This is a genomic window from Bradyrhizobium sp. STM 3561 (assembly GCF_045571455.1).
Taxonomy (GTDB): Bacteria; Pseudomonadota; Alphaproteobacteria; order Rhizobiales; family Xanthobacteraceae; genus Bradyrhizobium; species Bradyrhizobium vignae.
The window spans coordinates 2,206,994-2,225,415 of the sequence record NZ_CP120695.1 but is presented as its reverse complement, the minus strand read 5'-3'; the positions used below and the strand labels follow the sequence as shown (position 1 = coordinate 2,225,415).

The following is an 18,422-nucleotide window of genomic DNA, read 5'->3' as shown; positions in this document are numbered from 1 at the left end:
CTGCTGACGCATCGCCCCGGAATGACGGATGAGAGAGGCGTGGTCATCTCTACTTCCCTACTCCGGCGCCGCACGCGTGACGCCGTCGCGGACCATGGCCGCGATCTCATCGTGGGAGTATCCGATCTCGCGCAAAATCTCGGCGCCGTGCTCGTTGAGGCGCGGGGCCAGGCGCACGGGCTCGGCCTCGGTCTCGGACCAGGTCGCAGTCACCTTCATGCTGCGGATCGGGCCTTCAGTCGGATGGGTGACGACCGGAAAAAAGCCGGTCGCCTCCAGATGCTCGTCGTGCAGGATCGAGGCAAGATCGTGCATCGGCATCACGGGCACATCGGCTTTCGTCAGCAGGTCGATCCATTCGGCCGTGGTCCGCGTCTCGAAGATGCGCGCGAGCTCGGCGTAGACGAGATCGATATTGGCGGCACGGCCGGCGAAGGTGGAGAATTTTGGATCGGCGCGCAGGTCGTCGCGCCGCGTTGCCTTGAAGAAGTTCTCCCACTGCTTGTCGTTGTAGACGATGACGCTGAGATAGCCGTCGGAGGTCTTGTACGGCCTGCGGTCACGCGAGAGGTGGCGGGCATAGCCGCCCTTGTCGAGCGGCGGCTCATAGGTAAGCCCGCCCATGTGGTCGCCCATGACGAAGCCGGCCATGGTCTCGAACATCGGGATGTCGACGCGTTGGCCGCGCCCGGTGCGATCACGGTGCACGAGGCTGGCGCAGATTGCACCGACGGCGGTGAGACCGACGATGCGATCGACCAGCGCGTTCGGCACGTAGCGCGGCACGCCGTCGCCGGTCTGCGCCATCAGCGCCGGCAGCGCGGTGGCGCCCTGGATCAGATCGTCATAGGCGGGTTTTGCGGCATAGGGGCCGTTCTGACCGAAGCCGAACACGCCGGCATAGACCAGGCGCGGATTGACCTCGGAGACGACATCGTAGCCGAGCTGAAGCCGCGCCATCGCTTGCGGACGGACGTTGTAGACCAGGACGTCGGCGTCCTTCAGCAGCCGCAGCACGGCTTCGCGGCCTGCGGGCTTCTTCAGGTCGAGGCAGATCGAGCGCTTGCTGCGGTTGGTGTTGAGGAACACCGGGCCCATGCCGGCGTGTCGCATCGGACCGATCAGGCGGGTGACGTCGCCGTCCAGCGATTCCACCTTGATGACGTCGGCACCGCAATCGCCGAGCATCTGGGTCGCGTAAGGTCCCATCAGCACGGTGGTCATGTCGATGACCTTGATGCCCTTCAGCGGCCCCATCGTTCGCTCCCGATTGCGCGGGGCTCACACGCCCTCGCGATTTCGGTCCAGCTAACGGCAGTGCCGCCGCTCACGCAAGGGCGGCCGCCGTATGGCGGCATGCATCGCGCGGCGATGTCGGCCGCTATTTCTTCTGGCGGGATTCGCGGATCTTGATGAGACGGTCGAGTTCGTCGTTCTGCTGGTTGATGCGGTCGGCGATCCGCGACTCGTTCTGCTCACCCGAGGCGGCAGCGGCCTGCTCGATGAGCTGGCGGATATTGTCCTCGAGGATCGCGATGCGATCGTTGAGAGCGTCCATCGACAGTGACGTTTCGTATTCATTGCTCATGATGCATTCCCTAAAAATCAATCAAGAGCATTAAGAGGGCCAGAGAAGCCCACCATGATCTAGCGCAAAGGGGGTGGGCGCGGCGCATGCGCGCCTTTGCCCACCTCCAGAACTGAGCTTACTTCAGCGGCTCCAGCACGGAAACGTAATTGGCAACCGCCGCACCGCCCATGTTGAAGATGCCGCCAAGCTTGGCATTCTTGAGCTGCATGCCCTCGGGCGCCTGCCCTGCGAGCTGCATCGCGGTCATCACATGCATGGAAACGCCGGTGGCGCCGATCGGGTGGCCCTTGGCCTTCAGCCCGCCGGACGGATTGACCGGCAGCTTGCCGTCCTTGAGGGTCCAGCCTTCCTTGATGGCGCGGGCGCCCTGCCCCTTCGGCGTCAGGCCCATCGCTTCGTACTCGATCAGCTCGGCGACGGTGAAGCAGTCATGGGTCTCGACGAAGGAGAGATCGGACAGAGTCACGCCCGCCTTCTCCAGCGCGCGCTGCCAGGCGACCGTGCAGCCCTCGAACTGCAGGATGTCGCGCTTGCTCATGGGCAGGAAGTCCTGGGCATGTGCGGTGGCGCGGAAGCCGATCGACTTGGTCATGCCCTTGGCCGTCTCGGCATCGGCCAGCACCAGAGCCGCGGCGCCGTCCGAGACCAGCGAGCAGTCGGTGCGCTTCAGCGGACCTGCAACGTAAGGGTTCTTCTCGCTCTCGGCGCGGCAGAAGTCGAAGCCAAAATCCTTGCGCATCTGGGCGAAGGGATTGGCGACGCCGTTCTTGTGGTTCTTGGCCGCGATCAACGCCAGCGCATCGGACTGGTCGCCGTATTTCTGGAAATAGGAACTGGCGATCTTGCCGAACACGCCGGCGAAGCCGCCGACGGTGTCGCCGTCCTCGGGCAGATAGGACGCCTTGAGCAGGTTCTTGCCGATCTCGGCGCTAGGGGTGCGCGTCATCTGCTCGACGCCGACGACCAGGACGATTCTGGCGGCCCCTGCGGCAATCGCGCGCAGGCCCTGATGCACCGCGGCAGAGCCGGTGGCGCAGGCGTTCTCGACGCGGGTCGCCGGCTTGAAACGCAGCTTCGGATCGGCCTGGAGCACCAGAGAGGCGGTGAAATCCTGGGGCGAGAAGCCGGCATTGAAATGGCCGAGCACGATTTCGTCGACGTCACTGGCCGAAATGCCGGCATCCGCGAGCGCCTCATTGGCCACGCGGGTGACGAGGCTTTCGACTGTTTCGGTGTCGAACTTGCCGAACGGCGTATGCGCCCATCCGACGATGCTGGCGGTCATGATCTTTTCTCCCTGGAGGTCTCTCCCTGAGCTAAGTCTTAGCCCAGGGATGGCAAGACTTCACGCGGCTTTCAGGGCCTGAAGCGTCCGCTGGCAGATGGCAGTTATGCCGGCCCAGTTCCCAGCCCGGATCTCCGCCGTCGGGCACAGCCAGGACCCGCCGACCGCGACGACGTTGGGCTCGGCCAGCCAGGTCGCCGCATTAGCCTCGCCGACCCCGCCGGTCGGGCAGAACCGCACGTTCGGGAACGGGCCGCCGAGGGCACGCAGGCCCTTGATGCCGCCGGCCTGCTCCGCCGGAAAGAACTTTGCGACATCGAAGCCGTAGGACAGCGCCACCATCAGCTCGGAGGCTGTGGCAACGCCCGGCGCGAACGGCAAGGAGCTGTCGGTTGCGGCCTTGAGGAGATCGGGGGTCAGGCCCGGGCTGATGCCGAACGCGACGCCGAGCTTCTCGACACGGGTGAAATCGGCCGGGTTGAGGATAGTGCCGATGCCGACGACCGCCTCGGGGACCTCTGCCATCACCGCCCTCGCGGCCTCGATCGCAACTGGGGTGCGCAGGGTCACCTCCAGCGTGCGGACGCCGCCGGCGACCAGCGCACGCGCCAGCGGCACGGCATCCTGGATGCGTTCGATGGTGAGGACGGGAATGACGGTCGCTGCCTTGAACAGCGCGACGAGGTGATTCTGTTGGGCAGTCGTGGTCATGGGGCTCGATTTCGCTTGGTGGCTTCACTTGGTGGCCTGGCGAGAGCCGGCCGGCCGGTGCCGCTTCTTCGGCGGCATGGCATAGCCCGGAATGATGGCGCCGGGATAGCAGATCACGATGCTGGCGAGTCGGTGCCCGGCCTGGGCGGCCTCGACCGGCTCGGCGCCGGCGAGCCGGGCGGCAATGTACGCGGCAGCAAAGCTGTCGCCGGCGGCGGTGGTGTCGACCACGGGCTTGGTCATGGGCTCGGCGCGGACCTCGCTGGTCCCGCCGGGGAACCGCAGCAAGCTGACTGGCTCGGCGAGGCGGAACACCAGCTCCGGCGTGTTGATGCGCGCGATGAGCTGGTCGTGGGTCTCGCCAGGATGGAGCGCAAGCAGGTCCTCGGTCGAGGTCAGCACGATGTCGGCGGCTGCGAAGGCCGTGGCAAAGACCTCGCGGGCGACGTCGCGATCGGGCCATCCCCGCGCGCGGAAATTGGTGTCGAACACGAAGCGGGTGCCGAGCAGGCGCGCGCGCTTGATGGCCGTGAACAGGCGCTCGCGTCCGGGGGCGTCGTAGATCGAGAGCGTGATGGCGGAGAGATAGACGACGTCGTAGCTCATCAGCGAGTTGAGCAGCTCGTCCGTCTCCGGCAGGCTCATCAGCTGGCGCGCTGCCGCGCTGTCGCGCCAGTGGAAGAACTGGCGCTCGCCCTTGGCATCCAGCTGGATCATGTAGAGGCCGGGCAGCTTGCCCGGCAGCCGCACGACGCGGCGCGTGCCGACGCCTTCCGCATGCCAGGCCGCGATCATCTCATCGCTCAAGGCATCATCGCCGAGCGCGGTGAGATAATCGACCTTGACCTCGAGCCGCGCCAGATAGACGGCGGTGTTGAGGGTATCGCCGCCGAAGCCGCGCGAATAGAGCCCGCCGCCCTGCCCGGCAGAGGCGCCTCCTTGCGCCTGCCGGAGCTCGACCATGCATTCACCGATGCAAGCAACGCTCGCCATCACTCGGGTCCGCTCAGTCAGAGATCAGGCGACGAAATTGCCGCCGAGCTCGTCTTCGATGTGAATGCGGATGATATCGTCGAAATTCTTCTCGGCGGTGGTGAAGCCGAGCTCGCGCGCACGCTTTGCATCGAAATTGCGCGGCCAGCCGCCGACGATGCCGACGATGAAGGGATCGGGCTCGCGCTTGATGCGGGCGGCGACCTTCTCGCCTGCAACACGCTTCAGGGCGGCGATCTGCTCGCCGACCGTGGCCGACAGGCCCGGCATGGTCAGATTGCGGCGCGGGCCGACGGTGGCGAGGTCCATGGTCCCCGCGTGCAGCAGGAAGCCGACGGCGGAGCGCGGCGTGGCGTGCCAGTGGCGGACGTCCTCGGATACGGGGAGGATCGCTTCCTTGCCGGCGAGCGGCTCGCGCAGGATGTTGGAGAAGAAGCCCGATGCCGCCTTGTTGGGCAGGCCCGGCCGGATGCAGATGGTCGGCAGGCGGATGCCGATGCCGTCGAGGAAACCGCGGCGCGAATAGTCGGCGAGCAGGAGTTCGCCGATCGCCTTCTGGGCGCCGTAGCTGAGCAGCGGCGTGTGGAAGAACTCGTCGCCGATCGCATCGGGAAACGGCGCGCCGAATACCGCGATCGAGGACGTGAAGACGACGCGCGGCTTGTAGCCGCCGCCCGCCAGCCTGATGGCATCGAGCAGCATCCGCGTGCCGTCGAGATTGATGCGATAGCCCTTGTCGAAATCGAGCTCGGCCTCGCCCGAGACGATGGCCGCAAGATGGAAGATCACGTCGGGACGGCCGGCGATCAGCTTCTCGGCCGCGCCGGGCACGGCGAAATCACCGGACATGGTCTCGACGGGGAAACCGGCCTTCTCCGGTTTCTTCGGTTCGACCACGTCGTGCATCGTGAGCTTGGTGATGTCGCTCTTGCCGAGCCGGCCGTCGCGCAACAGCCGTTCACAGAGTTTGCGGCCGACCATGCCGGCGGCGCCGAGAACCAGAATGTGCAAGAGCTCAACTCCTTCTTATTGTCCGGAGCGCACCGCTCCTGATGCGCCCTCGGCAAGCCCCGCGATCATTCCTTCACGGCGCCGGTCATCGCCGACACATAATGCTCCACGAAGAAGGCGTAAAGGATCACGAGTGGCAGCGAGCCGGCCAGCGCGCCCGCCATCAGCGAGCCCCAGCGGTAGATGTCGCCGTCCACGAACTCGTTGACGATCGCCACCGGCACCGTCTTGTTGCTGGTCGACTGCAGGAACGTCAGGGCGTAGATGAACTCGTTCCAGCACAGCGTGAAGCAGAAGATGAAGGCCGAGATCAGGCCGGGAATGGCGAGCGGCACGACGATCTTGACCAGGATCTGCCAGCGGCTCGCCCCATCGATCAGCGCGCATTCCTCGAGCTCGAACGGGATGGTTTTGAAATAGCCCATCAACAGCCAGGTCGAGAACGGGATCAGGATCGTCGGATAGGTCAGGATCAGCGCCAGTGGCGAATCGAAGAGACCGTATTGATAAACGACGGTGGCAAGCGGAATGAACAGGATCGAAGGCGGCACCAGATAGGCGAGGAAGATCAGCCCGCCGACGAGATTGGCCCCCTTGTAGCGCAACCGCACGATAGCGTAGGCCGCGAACACCGATGCGACGATCGAGAGCACCGTGGCGCAGATTGCCACGTACATCGTGTTCCAGAGCCAGTGCGGATAATAGCTCTCGAACAGCAGCTTGTGGAAGTGCTTGAAGGTCGGATTCCAGGTCCAGAACGGATTGTACTTGTCGAGGTCGAGCAGCTGCTCGTCGGGCTTCACCGAGGTCAGCGCCATCCAGTAGAACGGGAACAGCAGGATGAAGACGATGATCGCCAGCGGCAGATAGAGCGTCACGATCCTGCGCGGCACCGACTGCAGATAACTCATGCCCTCGCTGTGATCGACGCGCGATGGCGACGATAGCACGCTCTTGAGATCGACTTTCGAGGCAGGAAGATCAGTCATTGCTTTCTCCCTGTTGCCACTTGCGCCGCTGCAGGCCGAACCAGGACACCATGATCGCAGCGAGCAGGAATGGGATCATGGCGCTGGAGATCGCGGCGCCCTCGCCCAGCTGCCCAGCGATGATCGCGCGCTGATAGGATAGCGTGGCCATCAGGTGGGTGGCATTGACCGGGCCGCCACGCGTCATCGCCCAGATCAACTGGAAGTCAGTGAAGGTGAACAGCACAGAAAACGTCATCACGACGGCGATGATCGGCGTCAGCAGCGGATAGGTGATGTAGCGGAAGTTCTGCCAGCGCGTGGCGCCGTCGAGGGTTGCGGCCTCATAGAGCGACGGCGAGACGGTCTGCAGGCCTGCGAGCAGCGTGATCGCCACGAACGGAACGCCGCGCCAGACATTGGCGAAGATCACGCAGATCCGTGCCCAAGTGGTGTCGCCGAGAAAGTTGATGTTCTGGCTGATCAGCCCGAGGTGTCTCAGCGACCAGGAGATGATCGAGAATTGCGAGTCGAAGATCCACCAGAACGCAAGCGCCGAGAGCACCGTGGGAACGATGAACGGGATGAGCACCATCGCGCGCAGCATCGCCTTGAAGGGCATGTGCTCATTGAGCAGCAGCGCCAGGTACAGCCCAATCGCGAATTTGAAGGCGCTGGCGATGAACGTGTAGAGCAGCGTGTTGAACACCGACAGCCAGAAGATGGAATCGTCCCACAGCCACTCGTAATTCTCGGTGGCGATGAAGTGTCCGACCCTGCCGATGCGGGTGTCCGTGAAGGACAGCCAGATGCCGAGCCCCAGCGGATAGGCCAGGAAGAAGATCAGGAAGGCCATGGCCGGCACCATGAACCAGAAGCCGAGCCAGTTGCGATTGTGTTTGAGCCGGGTCCAGGCGTTGTCCTCGCTCATCTGAGGCTTGGCCCGGGGAATTGCGACATCAGCCATGCCCGATATCCCTGATCGAGAAATGTTGACGAGCGGGCGGCGACACTGCCGCCCGCTCCGTGGCCGTCAGCGGTAGATGCGCTTCAGCTGGCGTTCGGCTTCCGCCATCGCGGCCTTCGCATCCTTGGCGCCGGTGCAGTAGTTGGCGAACATGTCGACGACGATGAAGTCGGCGATTGCAGTCGCCGCCTTCTCGCCGACCGTGCCGATACCGGACGCCGGCAGCGTGCGTTTGGAGGCCTGCGAGAACACGGTGTTCTTGGGGTCGGCCGTCCAGATCGGCGCATTCTCGTAGGCGTTCAGGGTCTGGGTCAGGTAGCCCTGCGCACCATCCAGCCACTTCTCGTAGTTCTCCTTCTCCAGCATGAAGGCGACGAAGGCCTTGGCCGCATTCGGATATTTGGTGAAGTTGAAGGCGAGGATCGGCAGCGCCAGCTGCAGCTCGGTCGGCTTGCCGACCGGACCGACCGGCCAGAGCGCGTGATAGGTGTCCTCGGCAAGCTCCTTCTTGCTGGGATCGGTCTTGGCGGCGACGTAGATCGAGATGCCGTTCGCCGTGCAATAGAGCTCGCCGGCGAGGAAGGCCTTGTTGTTGGAGGAATCGTTCCAGGACGCCGTGCCCGGGATGAAGCTCTCGTACAGTGCCTTACAATATTCCAGCGCCTTCGCCGTTTCCGGCGAATTGATGATGATCTTGTCGTTCTGGTCGACCGTGTAGGCGCCGTGCCCCCACAGCACCCAGTGCAGCCACGAATTGCCGTCGCCCGAGGCATGACCGAGCGCGAAGCCGGCGGGCGTGTTGTTCGCCTTCAAAGCCTTGCACATCTCGAGGAAGCCGGGGAAGTCCTTCGGGAATTCCTTGAAGCCCGCTTTGTCGAGCGCCGACTTGCGGTAGGTCATGTAACCGCCGTTGGTGGCGACGGGAATACCGAGCCAGTCGTTGCCGAGCTTGCAGGTCTTGGCGGCCGCATCGGTCCAGCCGCCGTATTTCTTGCCGAGATAGTCGGCGACGTCGTTCATCTTCAGCACTTTGGTGGGGAAGAGCTGCGGCAGCGTGTGCAGACCCCAGGCGAGATCGAGCCCGGAGCCGGTATTGGCCGCAACCGAGGCCTTCGGCTGCACGTCCTCGAAGGATTCGCTGAACACGTTCATCTCGGTGCCGGTCGCAGCCTTGAACGCGGCCACCATCGCATTGAACGCATCGTCTTCCGCCGGCACGAAGCGCTTCCACCGCATCACGGTCAGCTTGGCACCGGGCTCCGCCTTCCAGGGCGCGCTCTGCGCCCAGGCCTTGGCGAAGTCGAACAGTGCCGGCCCGGTCAGCATGCCGGTCGCAGCCAAAGCCGTGCCGCCTTGAAGCAGAGACCGGCGGGTAAAGTCTTGCATGTCGTCCTCCCTGTGATGCTTTTTGTTGTCTTATGCCTTGTCGCCTTATGCGCTAGGCGTTCATTCGCTTGCCCGTCGCATCGTCGAACAGATGTACCAGCGATGGGTCGGGCTTCAGCCGCACCTTGTCGCCCGGATTGAACTGGTGACGCTCGCGGAAGACGGCGACGACCTGCTCGCCGCCAAGCTTTGCGAACACCTGCGTCTCCGAACCGGTCGGCTCGACCACGATGATCTCGGCCTCGGCACCGTCGTCGGCGATGGTGAAATGCTCGGGCCGCACGCCGTAGACGGCGGGACGGCCGTCGGACGCCGTCGGCGCGGTCTTGAGCGGCAGCTTGACGCCGTTCGGCCCCTCGAAGGTGGCAACGCCGTTGACGCGCACATGGCCCTTGAGGAAGTTCATCGCGGGCGAGCCGATGAAGCCGGCGACGAACTGGTTGTCGGGCTTGTCATAGAGCTCGAGCGGCGTACCCATCTGCTCGACGATACCATCGTGCATGACGACGATCTTGTCGGCCATGGTCATGGCCTCGATCTGGTCGTGGGTGACGTAGACGGTGGTGGTCTTCAGCCGCTGGTGCAGCTCCTTGATCTCGGTGCGCATGGCGACGCGCAGCTTGGCATCGAGGTTCGACAAGGGCTCGTCGAACAGGAAGACCTGCGGATCGCGCACGATGGCACGGCCCATGGCGACGCGCTGGCGCTGGCCGCCGGAAAGCTGGCGCGGATAGCGGTCGAGCAGCGGCGACAGCGCAAGAATCTCGGCGGCGCGCTTGACGCGCTTGTTGATCTCGTCGGCGCTGGCATTCCGCAACTTGAGCGAGAAGCCCATGTTGTCGGCCACCGTCATGTGCGGATAGAGCGCGTAGTTCTGGAACACCATCGCAATGTCCCGCTCCTTGGGCTGGACATTGTTGACGACGCGGTCGCCGATCGAGATCGTGCCGGAGGTGATGTTCTCGAGGCCGGCGAGCATGCGCAGAAGCGTCGACTTGCCGCAGCCGGAGGGGCCAACCAGGACGACGAACTGGCCGTCCTCGATTGGAATCGTCACGCCGTGCAGGACTTCAAAATTGCCGAACGATTTCCGCACGTCGCGGATTTGCACAGACGACATCTAATTCCCTCCTCGAAAGTCCACCGCGCCTCCAAGCGCCGCGACCGTCTTGTTTTTCAGACTTCACCGAACGAAGCCCGATCTTAACGGGCGACATTGTCGGTAGTTTGTGCGGTTTTGGCAATTTGTCTTTGGTTAGTCGTTGCTGGTAGCGCTGTCAACGTTCCTTTGTTTGCAGGACTGACTGTGTTAAGAGCAGCAAATGGGTCGAAAACGCACCAAGTCAGGCAAAATCCGGCTGGCCGAAGTGGCCGAGCTCGCCGGCGTCAGCCCGATTACCGCGTCCCGCTTCTTCCGCAACCCGGAGGCCCTGTCGGTCGCCAAGCGGACGCGGGTCGAGAGCGCCGCCAAGGAGCTCGGCTACGTGCCCAACCTTGCCGCACGGGCACTCGCCTCGCAACGCACCGAAGTCATCGGTGTATTGATCCCCTCTCTCACCAATAATGTGTTCTCGGACGTGCTGCGCGGCATCTATGACGCGTCCGAAGGCAGCCGTTACTCGATTCAGTTGTCCAACACGCGCTACAGCATTCTCCAGGAAGAAAAGTTGCTGCGCCTGTTTCTGGCGCAGAAGCCGGCCGGGCTGATCGTCACCGGCATCGATCAGACCGCCGAGTCCCGCGCGATGCTTCAAGCCGCGGACTGCCCGATCGTGCAGATCATGGAGATTGGCCCGGATCCGGTCGACATGATGATAGGCTTTTCGCACTATGATGCAGCCCGCGCGGCGGTTGCGCACCTTTTCGAACAAGGTCACCGCAAGATCGGCTTCGTCGGCGCACGCATGGATCCCAGGGTGCAACGGCGGATGGACGGATATGTCTCGTCCATGAAGGACGCCGCATTGTTCGATCAGCGCCTCGTCGTCACGACGGCCACACCGACGTCGGTGACGCTCGGCGGAGCGCTGTTCACCGATCTCCTGGCGCGGGAGCCCGATATCGATGCGGTGTTCTGCGCCAATGACGACCTCGCGCTCGGCGTGCTGTTCGAATGCCGCCGCCGGGAGATCGCGGTGCCCGGGCAGATCGCGATCGTCGGCTTCAACGACCTCGAATTCATGGCCTCCGCCGTCCCCACCCTCACCAGCGTCCGCACCAACCGTTACGAGATGGGGAAGACCGCGGCCACCATGCTGATCGAGGCGATCGAGGGCCGGCGCCCTGAGCAGCCCGTGCTCGATCTCGGCTTCAAGGTGATCGAGCGGCAAAGCTCGTCGGCGCGACGTTCAGACAGCAGGCCGGCCGTTTCCGGCGCGGGTGCCGCGAACAAAATGATAGCGTTACCAAGTAGCCACGACTAGTATCGGGCTCGTGAGGAAACGACCCGCCAGCGGGAAGCAAATCATCGCTCGCGCCGTTGGGCATCGCGCATGCCGACACCATGAGACGGACGCCAGTGCGTTTGCATTGCAGGAGAAACCAATGACAAAGAAACCAACCAATGGGCATGCCGCCGGCAGCAACGGTACTCGCCGCCACCTTCGCTCGCAGGAATGGTTCAACAACCCGCACAATCCGGGCATGACTGCGCTCTACATGGAGCGTTATCTGAACTACGGCCTCACCCGCGCCGAGCTTCAATCCGGCAAGCCGATCATCGGCATCGCCCAGACCGGCAACGACCTCTCGCCCTGCAACCGCCACCACATCGAGCTCGCGCACCGCGTCCGCGAAGGCATCCGCGAGGCCGGTGGCATCGCGATGGAGTTCCCCACCCACCCGATTCAAGAGACCGGCAAGCGCCCGACCGCGGCGCTCGACCGCAACCTCGCATACCTCGGCTTGGTCGAAGTCCTCTACGGCTATCCGCTCGACGGCGTGGTGCTCACCACCGGTTGCGACAAAACGACGCCGGCCTGCATGATGGCGGCGGCGACCGTGAACCTGCCCGCGATCGTGCTGTCGGGTGGCCCGATGCTCAACGGCTGGCACAATGGCGAGCGCACCGGCTCCGGAACCATCGTCTGGAAGTCGCGTGAGCGACTCGCGGCCGGCGAGATCAACTATGAGGAGTTCATGGAGATCGTGGCTTCCTCGGCGCCCTCGGTCGGCCATTGCAACACCATGGGCACGGCCTCGACCATGAACGGGCTTGCCGAAGCGCTCGGCTTCTCGCTGCCGGGCTGCGCGGCGATCCCCGCTCCCTATCGCGAGCGCGGCCAGATCGCTTACGAGACCGGCAAGCGCATTGTCGAGATGGTCTGGGAGGATTTGAAGCCTTCGGACATCCTGACCCGCAAGGCGTTCGAGAACTGCATCGTGATCAATTCGGCGATCGGCGGTTCGACCAACGCGCCGATCCACATCAACGCCCTCGCCCGCCATATCGGCGTCGAGCTGTCGATCGAGGACTGGCAGAAATACGGGCATGACGTGCCGCTCTTGGTCAACATGCAGCCCGCCGGCTTCTATCTCGGCGAGGAATTCCACCGCGCCGGCGGCGTGCCCGCCGTGGTGCGCGAGCTGATGAAGCATAAGCGCATCCATGAGGATGCGATCACGGTCAACGGCCGCGGCATCGGCGAGAACTGCAAGTCTGCGCCGGAGCCCGATAACGACGTGATCTGGGCTTACGACAAGCCGCTGGTGAAGGATGCCGGCTTCCTGGTGCTGAAGGGCAATCTGTTCGATTCCGCGATCATGAAGACCAGCGTGATCTCCAAGGAGTTTCGCGACCGCTATCTCAGCAACCCCAAGGATCCGAACGCCTTCGAGGGCCGCGCCATCGTGTTCGAGGGTCCGGAGGACTACCACGAGCGGATCGACGATCCCTCGCTCGACATCGACGAGCGCTGCGTGCTGTTCATCCGCGGCACCGGCCCGATCGGCTATCCCGGCGGCGCCGAGGTCGTGAACATGCAGCCGCCGGCAGCCTTGATCAAACGCGGCATCCTGTCCCTGCCCTGCATCGGCGACGGCCGTCAGTCCGGCACCTCGGGCTCGCCCTCGATCCTCAATGCTTCGCCGGAAGCCGCCGCCAATGGAGGCCTCGCGATCCTGAGGACCGGCGACAAGGTGCGCATCGACCTCAACAAGGGTAGCGCCAACATCCTGATCTCGGACGAGGAGCTGAAGAAGCGCCACGCCGAGCTGAAGGCCAATGGCGGCTTCAGGCATCCACCGAACCAGACGCCGTGGCAAGAAATCTACCGCAACACCGTCGGCCAGCAGTCGACCGGCGCCTGCATGGAGCTCGCCACGCGCTACCAGAACGTCGCCGGCACCTTCGGTGTGGCGCGGGATAATCACTGACAGCCACACCGTCATTGCGACCGTAACGAAGCAAATCCAGGGATTTGTCCACGGAGAGAGTCTGGATTGCTTCATCGCCAGCGCAAAATTGCTTCGCAATTTTGTCGCGGGCTCCTCGCAATGACGTGGGGTTGGCATTCGAATGAACACAAGGGAGAAGAAAATGGCAGACCGCCTCAAGGGAAAGCGCGCCGTCGTCACGGCAGCGGCAGCAGGCATCGGGCGCGCTTGCGCCATCGCATTCGCGCGTGAAGGCGCAACCGTCATCGCCACCGACATCAACGAGGCCGGCATCGCGAGCCTGAGCAAGGAAGGCATCGCCGAAGTGGCAAAGCTCGACGTCCGCAACACCGCCGACGTCAACGCCTTCGCCAAGCGCGTCGGCAAGATCGACATCCTGCTCAACGCCGCCGGCTTCGTGCATCACGGCACCATCCTGGAGTGCTCGGAAGAGGATTTCGACTTCTCCTTCGACCTCAACGTCAAGTCGATGCACCGGACCATCAAGGCCTTCCTGCCCGACATGATTGCGGGCGGCGGCGGCAGCATCGTCAACATCTCGTCCTGCGCGGCCTTGAGGCCGCCGGCGAACCGCTACGTTTACAGCTCGTCGAAGGCGGCGGTGTCGCTGCTGTCGCGCGCGGTCGCGCTCGACTTCATCACCAAGGGCATCCGCTGCAACTCGATCTGCCCGGGCACCGTCGAGACGCCTTCGATGCTCGACCGCGCCGCGGCGCAAGGGCCGCAGGGCAAGGAGATGTTCATCTCCCGCCAGAAGATGGGCCGGCTCGGCACCGCCGAGGAGATCGCGGCTATGGCGGTCTATCTCGGCAGCGACGAGAGCGCCTTCACCACCGGCGTCGACCTCGTCGTCGACGGCGGCTACATGCTCTGACGCCAAGGGCCCCGGCATGAACAAGATCGATCTCAACGGCCGCGTCGCTGTCGTCACGGGCGGCGCGCAGGGCTTTGGCCGCGCCATCGCCGAGCGCTTTGTGGCCTCCGGCGCCAAGGTCGCGATCTGGGATTTCGATGCCACGCTGGCCGAGAAGGCCGCAAAGGAGATCGGCGGCGAGACCAAAGTCTTCAAGGTCGACGTCACCGACACGGCTGCCGTGGAGACCGCCCGCGATGCCACGCTCGCCGCCTTCGGCAAGATCGACATCCTCGTCAACAATGCCGGCATCGCCGGCGTCAACAAGCCGGTCTGGGAGACCGATCTGGAGGAATGGCGGAAAGTTCTGCGCATCAACCTCGATGGTCCCTTCATATGCTGCAAGGCGGTCGTGCCCGAAATGCTCAAGCAGAAATACGGGCGCATCGTGAACATCGCCTCGATCGCCGGCAAGGAAGGCAATCCGAACGCCGCGCACTACTCGGCCTCCAAGGCCGGCCTGATCGCGCTGACGAAATCGCTCGGCAAGGAGCTCGCCGCCCATGACATCATCGTCAACGCGGTGACACCGGCGGCCGCCAAGACCGCGATCTTCGACCAGATGACGCAGCAGCATATCGACTTCATGCTGTCGAAGATCCCGAAGGGACGCTTCGTGCTGGTGGAAGAGCTCGCCGCAATGGTGAGCTGGCTTGCATCCGAAGATTGTGCCTTCTCCACCGGCGCGGTGTTTGATATTTCCGGCGGACGGGCGACCTACTGAAGTACTGGCCGCCCCTGGAGGGGCGGACCATGCGACTCGGACGTGATTTCAGGCGTCGGGATTTCGTGAAGCTCGCAGCGGGCGCAGGCGCGCTGCCGCTGCTGTCATCGACTGCGCTTGCGCAGCTCGCGCCCAACCCACCGAGCATCCGCCCGCCCTCGCCGGCCGAGCGCGGCGCCATGGCACGGCTCGCGCACAGCTTCATGGACAAGTACGGCGTGCCGGCCCTATCCGTTGCGATCGGCTATGCCGGCACTATTGTCCATGAGGACGCCTTTGGTCTGGCCGATATCGAGCGGAACGAGGCCGTAACGCCGCGGCATCTGTTCCGGATCGCCAGCGTCAGCAAGATGATCACCTCGGTCACGATCTTCCGCCTGATCGAGGAGAACCGCCTCAAGCTGGCGGACCGCGTGTTCGGCCGAGGCGCGCTGCTCGGCACCGACTATGGGCAGCCCAACTCCGCCGGCATCGACCAGATCACGCTCGAGCATCTCTTGACCCATACTGCCGGCGGCTGGAGCAACGACGACCGCGACCCCATGTTCACCCATCCGCGGATGGATCATGCCGAGCTGATCGCCTGGACGCTAGCCAATCGGCCGCCGGACCGACCGCCGGGCCAGCGCTACGCCTATTCCAATTTCGGCTATTGCGTGCTGGGCCGCGTCATCGAGAAGCTTACAGGCCAGTCCTATGGCGAGCATGTCCGCAGCGAGGTGTTCGCGCGCTGCGGCGTTACCGAGATGACGATCGCCGGCAACACCCGCGAGCAGCGCCAGGCCGGCGAAGTCGCCTATTACGGCCAGGGCGAAAATCCCTACGGCATGAATGTCCGGCGGATGGATTCCCATGGCGGCTGGATCGCGACGCCGTCGGATCTCGTGCAACTGCTGATGCATGTCGACGGCTACACGAGACCGGCGAACATCCTGCGGCCGCGCACCATCCAGCTCATGACCACCGCGCCCAGCTACAGTCCAGACTACGCTAAGGGTTTTTGCATCAACAAGTCAGGCAATTGGTGGCACAATGGCAGCCTGCCGGGTACGAGCACGATTGCCGTGCGCACTCATGGCGGCTTCTGCTGGGCCGCCTTCACCAACACCAGACGCAGGAATTCCGACATGGATGGCGATCTCGACAATCTCAACTGGAACATGGCGCGCCAAGTCGGCGAATGGCGGGTGGCCTGAGCCATGATCCGGGAAGGGGGATGCCTGTGCGGCGCGGTGCGGTTCAAGGCGGAAGGCGAGCCGCTCAACGTCCGCATCTGCCATTGCCGCATCTGCCAGAAGGCGATGGGATCGCCCTACTTCGCCCGCGCCCAGTTCGACCAGCGCGCGCTCAGCGTCGAGGGCGAGACGGCCCGCTATGCGTCCTCCGAGAACATCGACCGCGTATTCTGCAAGCGTTGCGGCACGCGCCTGTTCGCCTGGCGTCGCAACGGCACGCTGGCGGGCGTCGCCCTCGCTACTTTCGACGATCGCAACGCCTTCGCGCCGACCGAGCACATCTGGGTGTCGGAAAAGCTCGCCTGGGTGAAGCTCGATGATGGCCTGACGCAGCATCAGACGACGATCCCGGCGTGACGTCAGATCTGGTGTGACGCAGACGCGCTCGCCGCCTGCGTGCGCCGTCCGGTTGTCGTCGCGATCCAGATCCCGGCGAACACCGCAATGATACCGGCCGCCAAATTCCAGCGCAGCGGCTCGTTCAGCAACCAGGCCCCGACCAGCGAGGCCGTGATCGGATTGACCGTCACGGAGATCGCGACGCGCGTCGGCGTCGTGCGCTCCAGTGCGAAGGCCCAGAGATAGAAGGTCAGCGCCGCGCCGAAGGCACCCAGATAGAGGGCGCCCAACCACTGTGGCATGCCGAAGCCGGCGACCGGCGCAAAGCTGCCGCGGACATAGGAGAGCAGGATGAGGCAGGCCGCACCCGCCGCCATGCTCATGGTCGTAAAGGCGATCGGGCTGGAGCGCCGGATCAACGGCTTCGACCAGATGCCGTAGAGCGCCATGCACAGCGCAGCCGCCATCATCAGGAGATCGCCGCGCCAGGCGCCTGTCGGCGCCGAGGCGAGGTCGGAGAGCAGCGCGAGCGCAACGCCAAACGTCGCAGTCACGACGCCCATGGACTTGCGCCAGGTCAGGGCTTCCGCGCCGAGAATGGCCCCGATCAAGAGCGACAACAGCGGAAGCGTCGACAGCGCAAGCGCGCCGCGCGCGGCCGTCGTGAAGATCAGCGAGGCGTTGAACAGGATCGGAAACAGCGCAAAGAACAGAATGCCGAGTCCGATGGCGGCGGCCCAGTCCCCTTGCTTCGGCCAGCGATCGCCGCGCAGCAGCGTCAGGGGCAGTAGCAGGGAAAAACCGATGCCGAACCGGAATGAGCCGATCGCGAGCGGATCGATGCTCCCGACGAGATAGCGCGTGGCACCGATAGATGTCCCGCCCAGCGCACTCGACAACACGGCGGCAAAAACGCCAAAGATCTCGCCCATGACTCGTCCCAACCGTTTTGCGAGCAGCATAGGAGACGCGCCGAAACGGGGAATGGAATTTCCATCATGGCAGGATAAGTTTTCGTCATGACCGCACCCGATCTCGACCCCGACCTGCTGAAGGCCTTCCTCGCCGTTGCCGATCATCAATCGTTCACGCGCGCGGCCGCGATCCTCAACCGCACCCAATCGGCGGTGAGCGTCCAGATCAGGCGTCTCGAAGAACGACTGGACGTCAGGGTGTTTCACCGCATGAGGTCGGGCGTCGCACTGAGTGCGGCGGGTCGGGAGCTGCTTGTCTATGCAAGACGGCTTCTCGACCTCAATGCAGAGGCGGTCGATGCGCTCCGCGCGCGCAAGCGCGAAGCCGTGGTCCGCCTCGGGGTAATGGACGACTACGGCACGATCGTCATTCCGCCCTTGCTGGCGCGCTTTGCCAAGAGCCATCCGGAGATCCGGGTCGAGATCGAGACTGGGCTGACCGCCACGATGCCGGCCCGGCTCGGCGAGGCCTATGACCTTGTCATTGCCATGCATCCGGAAGGACATGGCGGCGGCGAATTGCTGCGGCGGGAACAGGCGGTCTGGGCCGCGGCCGCGTCATATTCAGCCGCCGCGCCACGAGACACGCTGCCCGTCGCGCTCTACCCGCCGGGCTGCCTGTTCCGCCAATGGGCCACTGAGGCCCTCGATGCTGCCGGCCGCCCGTGGCGGCTTGCCTTCGTCAGCCGGAGCCTCGCGGCGGTGGAAGCGATCGCGGCACAGGGCCTCGCGATCACGGTCGTGAAGGTGGGCACCCTGCCCCCTCGCCTGCGCGTCCTGTCGGCGCGCGACGGCCTGCCGCCGCTGCCGGCCGCCGACATCCGCCTCCATCGCGCGCGCAAGCTGTCGCGTCCGGCGGCACAGCTGGCGGATCATCTGCAGCGGACAATTTCGGAATTAAACGCCATATAACTGTGGATCGTAAAGGGC

General features: G+C 64.3%; 18 protein-coding genes. 7 read left to right on the top strand and 11 right to left on the bottom strand.

The annotated features are described in order from the left end of the window. Positions 1-57: 57 nt before the first annotated feature. The 10 genes from P6U28_RS10140 to P6U28_RS10095 all read right to left on the bottom strand — a co-directional run bounded on the left by P6U28_RS10140 (position 58) and on the right by P6U28_RS10095 (position 10,032). On the bottom strand, positions 58-1,257 hold the full coding sequence (locus P6U28_RS10140) for a CaiB/BaiF CoA-transferase family protein (protein WP_122403735.1): 1,200 nt from the start codon (positions 1,255-1,257) through the stop codon (positions 58-60). A 124-nt stretch (positions 1,258-1,381) separates the two neighbouring features. After that, entirely contained in the window at positions 1,382-1,588 is a 207-nt protein-coding gene (locus P6U28_RS10135; RefSeq protein WP_122403736.1) for a hypothetical protein, read from the bottom strand. Positions 1,589-1,706: 118 nt separating this feature from the next. Continuing rightward, positions 1,707-2,876 carry an acetyl-CoA acetyltransferase gene (locus tag P6U28_RS10130; protein WP_122403737.1) on the bottom strand — a complete coding sequence of 390 codons (1,170 nt, stop codon included), beginning with the start codon at positions 2,874-2,876 and terminating at the stop codon, positions 1,707-1,709. Between the two features lie 60 nt (positions 2,877-2,936). Further along, positions 2,937-3,587, bottom strand: a complete 651-nt coding sequence (gene eda, locus P6U28_RS10125) for a bifunctional 4-hydroxy-2-oxoglutarate aldolase/2-dehydro-3-deoxy-phosphogluconate aldolase (protein WP_122403738.1) — start codon at positions 3,585-3,587, stop codon at positions 2,937-2,939. A gap of 24 nt (positions 3,588-3,611) precedes the next feature. Next, positions 3,612-4,580, bottom strand: a complete 969-nt coding sequence (locus P6U28_RS10120) for a sugar kinase (protein WP_407122135.1) — start codon at positions 4,578-4,580, stop codon at positions 3,612-3,614. A 24-nt stretch (positions 4,581-4,604) separates the two neighbouring features. Further along, entirely contained in the window at positions 4,605-5,591 is a 987-nt protein-coding gene (gene denD / locus P6U28_RS10115) for a D-erythronate dehydrogenase (RefSeq protein ID WP_122403739.1), read from the bottom strand. A 65-nt stretch (positions 5,592-5,656) separates the two neighbouring features. Beyond that, complete coding sequence (locus P6U28_RS10110) at positions 5,657-6,580, bottom strand: carbohydrate ABC transporter permease (protein WP_122403740.1); 924 nt, start codon at positions 6,578-6,580, stop codon at positions 5,657-5,659. Next, entirely contained in the window at positions 6,573-7,526 is a 954-nt protein-coding gene (locus P6U28_RS10105; protein ID WP_122403741.1) for a carbohydrate ABC transporter permease, read from the bottom strand. The genes P6U28_RS10110 and P6U28_RS10105 overlap by 8 nt, the downstream gene beginning before the upstream one ends. Positions 7,527-7,592: 66 nt before the next feature. Next, positions 7,593-8,912 carry an ABC transporter substrate-binding protein gene (locus P6U28_RS10100; RefSeq protein ID WP_122403742.1) on the bottom strand — a complete coding sequence of 440 codons (1,320 nt, stop codon included), beginning with the start codon at positions 8,910-8,912 and terminating at the stop codon, positions 7,593-7,595. Positions 8,913-8,964: 52 nt separating this feature from the next. Then, entirely contained in the window at positions 8,965-10,032 is a 1,068-nt protein-coding gene (locus tag P6U28_RS10095; RefSeq protein WP_122403743.1) for an ABC transporter ATP-binding protein, read from the bottom strand. A 202-nt stretch (positions 10,033-10,234) separates the two neighbouring features. On the opposite strand from P6U28_RS10095, the gene P6U28_RS10090 reads away from it, so the two are divergent. The 6 genes from P6U28_RS10090 to P6U28_RS10065 all read left to right on the top strand — a co-directional run bounded on the left by P6U28_RS10090 (position 10,235) and on the right by P6U28_RS10065 (position 16,536). Next, a complete protein-coding gene (locus tag P6U28_RS10090; protein WP_122403744.1) occupies positions 10,235-11,335 on the top strand; it encodes a LacI family DNA-binding transcriptional regulator in 1,101 nt (366 codons plus the stop codon). Positions 11,336-11,456: 121 nt separating this feature from the next. After that, positions 11,457-13,286 carry an IlvD/Edd family dehydratase gene (locus P6U28_RS10085; protein WP_129143192.1) on the top strand — a complete coding sequence of 610 codons (1,830 nt, stop codon included), beginning with the start codon at positions 11,457-11,459 and terminating at the stop codon, positions 13,284-13,286. Positions 13,287-13,449: 163 nt separating this feature from the next. Further along, positions 13,450-14,181, top strand: a complete 732-nt coding sequence (locus P6U28_RS10080; RefSeq protein ID WP_162500320.1) for an SDR family oxidoreductase — start codon at positions 13,450-13,452, stop codon at positions 14,179-14,181. 16 nt (positions 14,182-14,197) lie between these two features. After that, a complete protein-coding gene (locus P6U28_RS10075; protein WP_122403747.1) occupies positions 14,198-14,944 on the top strand; it encodes an SDR family NAD(P)-dependent oxidoreductase in 747 nt (248 codons plus the stop codon). A 29-nt stretch (positions 14,945-14,973) separates the two neighbouring features. Next, positions 14,974-16,140 carry a serine hydrolase gene (locus P6U28_RS10070; protein ID WP_122403748.1) on the top strand — a complete coding sequence of 389 codons (1,167 nt, stop codon included), beginning with the start codon at positions 14,974-14,976 and terminating at the stop codon, positions 16,138-16,140. A 3-nt stretch (positions 16,141-16,143) separates the two neighbouring features. Continuing rightward, positions 16,144-16,536: a GFA family protein gene (locus P6U28_RS10065; protein WP_129143191.1), complete on the top strand. Its 393-nt coding sequence runs from the start codon at positions 16,144-16,146 to the stop codon at positions 16,534-16,536. A 2-nt stretch (positions 16,537-16,538) separates the two neighbouring features. Here the strand turns inward: P6U28_RS10065 and P6U28_RS10060 are convergent, their stop codons facing one another. Then, positions 16,539-17,450, bottom strand: a complete 912-nt coding sequence (locus P6U28_RS10060; RefSeq protein WP_122403750.1) for a DMT family transporter — start codon at positions 17,448-17,450, stop codon at positions 16,539-16,541. Positions 17,451-17,537: 87 nt separating this feature from the next. Here P6U28_RS10060 and P6U28_RS10055 point away from each other — a divergent pair, with 87 nt between their 5' ends. Next, on the top strand, positions 17,538-18,404 hold the full coding sequence (locus P6U28_RS10055; RefSeq protein WP_122403751.1) for a LysR substrate-binding domain-containing protein: 867 nt from the start codon (positions 17,538-17,540) through the stop codon (positions 18,402-18,404). Positions 18,405-18,422 lie beyond the last annotated feature (18 nt).

What these genes read in the sequence shown, in the direction of transcription:
- P6U28_RS10055 (WP_122403751.1), top strand. Translation starts at nt 17,538, where the DNA reads ATGACCGCACCCGATCTCGACCCCGACCTGCTGAAGGCCTTCCTCGCC.
- eda (WP_122403738.1), bottom strand. Translation starts at nt 3,587, where the DNA reads ATGACCACGACTGCCCAACAGAATCACCTCGTCGCGCTGTTCAAGGCA.
- P6U28_RS10140 (WP_122403735.1), bottom strand. Translation starts at nt 1,257, where the DNA reads ATGGGGCCGCTGAAGGGCATCAAGGTCATCGACATGACCACCGTGCTG.
- P6U28_RS10105 (WP_122403741.1), bottom strand. Translation starts at nt 7,526, where the DNA reads ATGGCTGATGTCGCAATTCCCCGGGCCAAGCCTCAGATGAGCGAGGAC.
- P6U28_RS10060 (WP_122403750.1), bottom strand. Translation starts at nt 17,450, where the DNA reads ATGGGCGAGATCTTTGGCGTTTTTGCCGCCGTGTTGTCGAGTGCGCTG.
- P6U28_RS10135 (WP_122403736.1), bottom strand. Translation starts at nt 1,588, where the DNA reads ATGAGCAATGAATACGAAACGTCACTGTCGATGGACGCTCTCAACGAT.
- P6U28_RS10070 (WP_122403748.1), top strand. Translation starts at nt 14,974, where the DNA reads ATGCGACTCGGACGTGATTTCAGGCGTCGGGATTTCGTGAAGCTCGCA.
- P6U28_RS10095 (WP_122403743.1), bottom strand. Translation starts at nt 10,032, where the DNA reads ATGTCGTCTGTGCAAATCCGCGACGTGCGGAAATCGTTCGGCAATTTT.
- P6U28_RS10120 (WP_407122135.1), bottom strand. Translation starts at nt 4,580, where the DNA reads ATGGCGAGCGTTGCTTGCATCGGTGAATGCATGGTCGAGCTCCGGCAG.
- P6U28_RS10080 (WP_162500320.1), top strand. Translation starts at nt 13,450, where the DNA reads ATGGCAGACCGCCTCAAGGGAAAGCGCGCCGTCGTCACGGCAGCGGCA.
- P6U28_RS10090 (WP_122403744.1), top strand. Translation starts at nt 10,235, where the DNA reads ATGGGTCGAAAACGCACCAAGTCAGGCAAAATCCGGCTGGCCGAAGTG.
- P6U28_RS10065 (WP_129143191.1), top strand. Translation starts at nt 16,144, where the DNA reads ATGATCCGGGAAGGGGGATGCCTGTGCGGCGCGGTGCGGTTCAAGGCG.
- P6U28_RS10100 (WP_122403742.1), bottom strand. Translation starts at nt 8,912, where the DNA reads ATGCAAGACTTTACCCGCCGGTCTCTGCTTCAAGGCGGCACGGCTTTG.
- P6U28_RS10130 (WP_122403737.1), bottom strand. Translation starts at nt 2,876, where the DNA reads ATGACCGCCAGCATCGTCGGATGGGCGCATACGCCGTTCGGCAAGTTC.
- P6U28_RS10075 (WP_122403747.1), top strand. Translation starts at nt 14,198, where the DNA reads ATGAACAAGATCGATCTCAACGGCCGCGTCGCTGTCGTCACGGGCGGC.
- P6U28_RS10110 (WP_122403740.1), bottom strand. Translation starts at nt 6,580, where the DNA reads ATGACTGATCTTCCTGCCTCGAAAGTCGATCTCAAGAGCGTGCTATCG.
- P6U28_RS10085 (WP_129143192.1), top strand. Translation starts at nt 11,457, where the DNA reads ATGACAAAGAAACCAACCAATGGGCATGCCGCCGGCAGCAACGGTACT.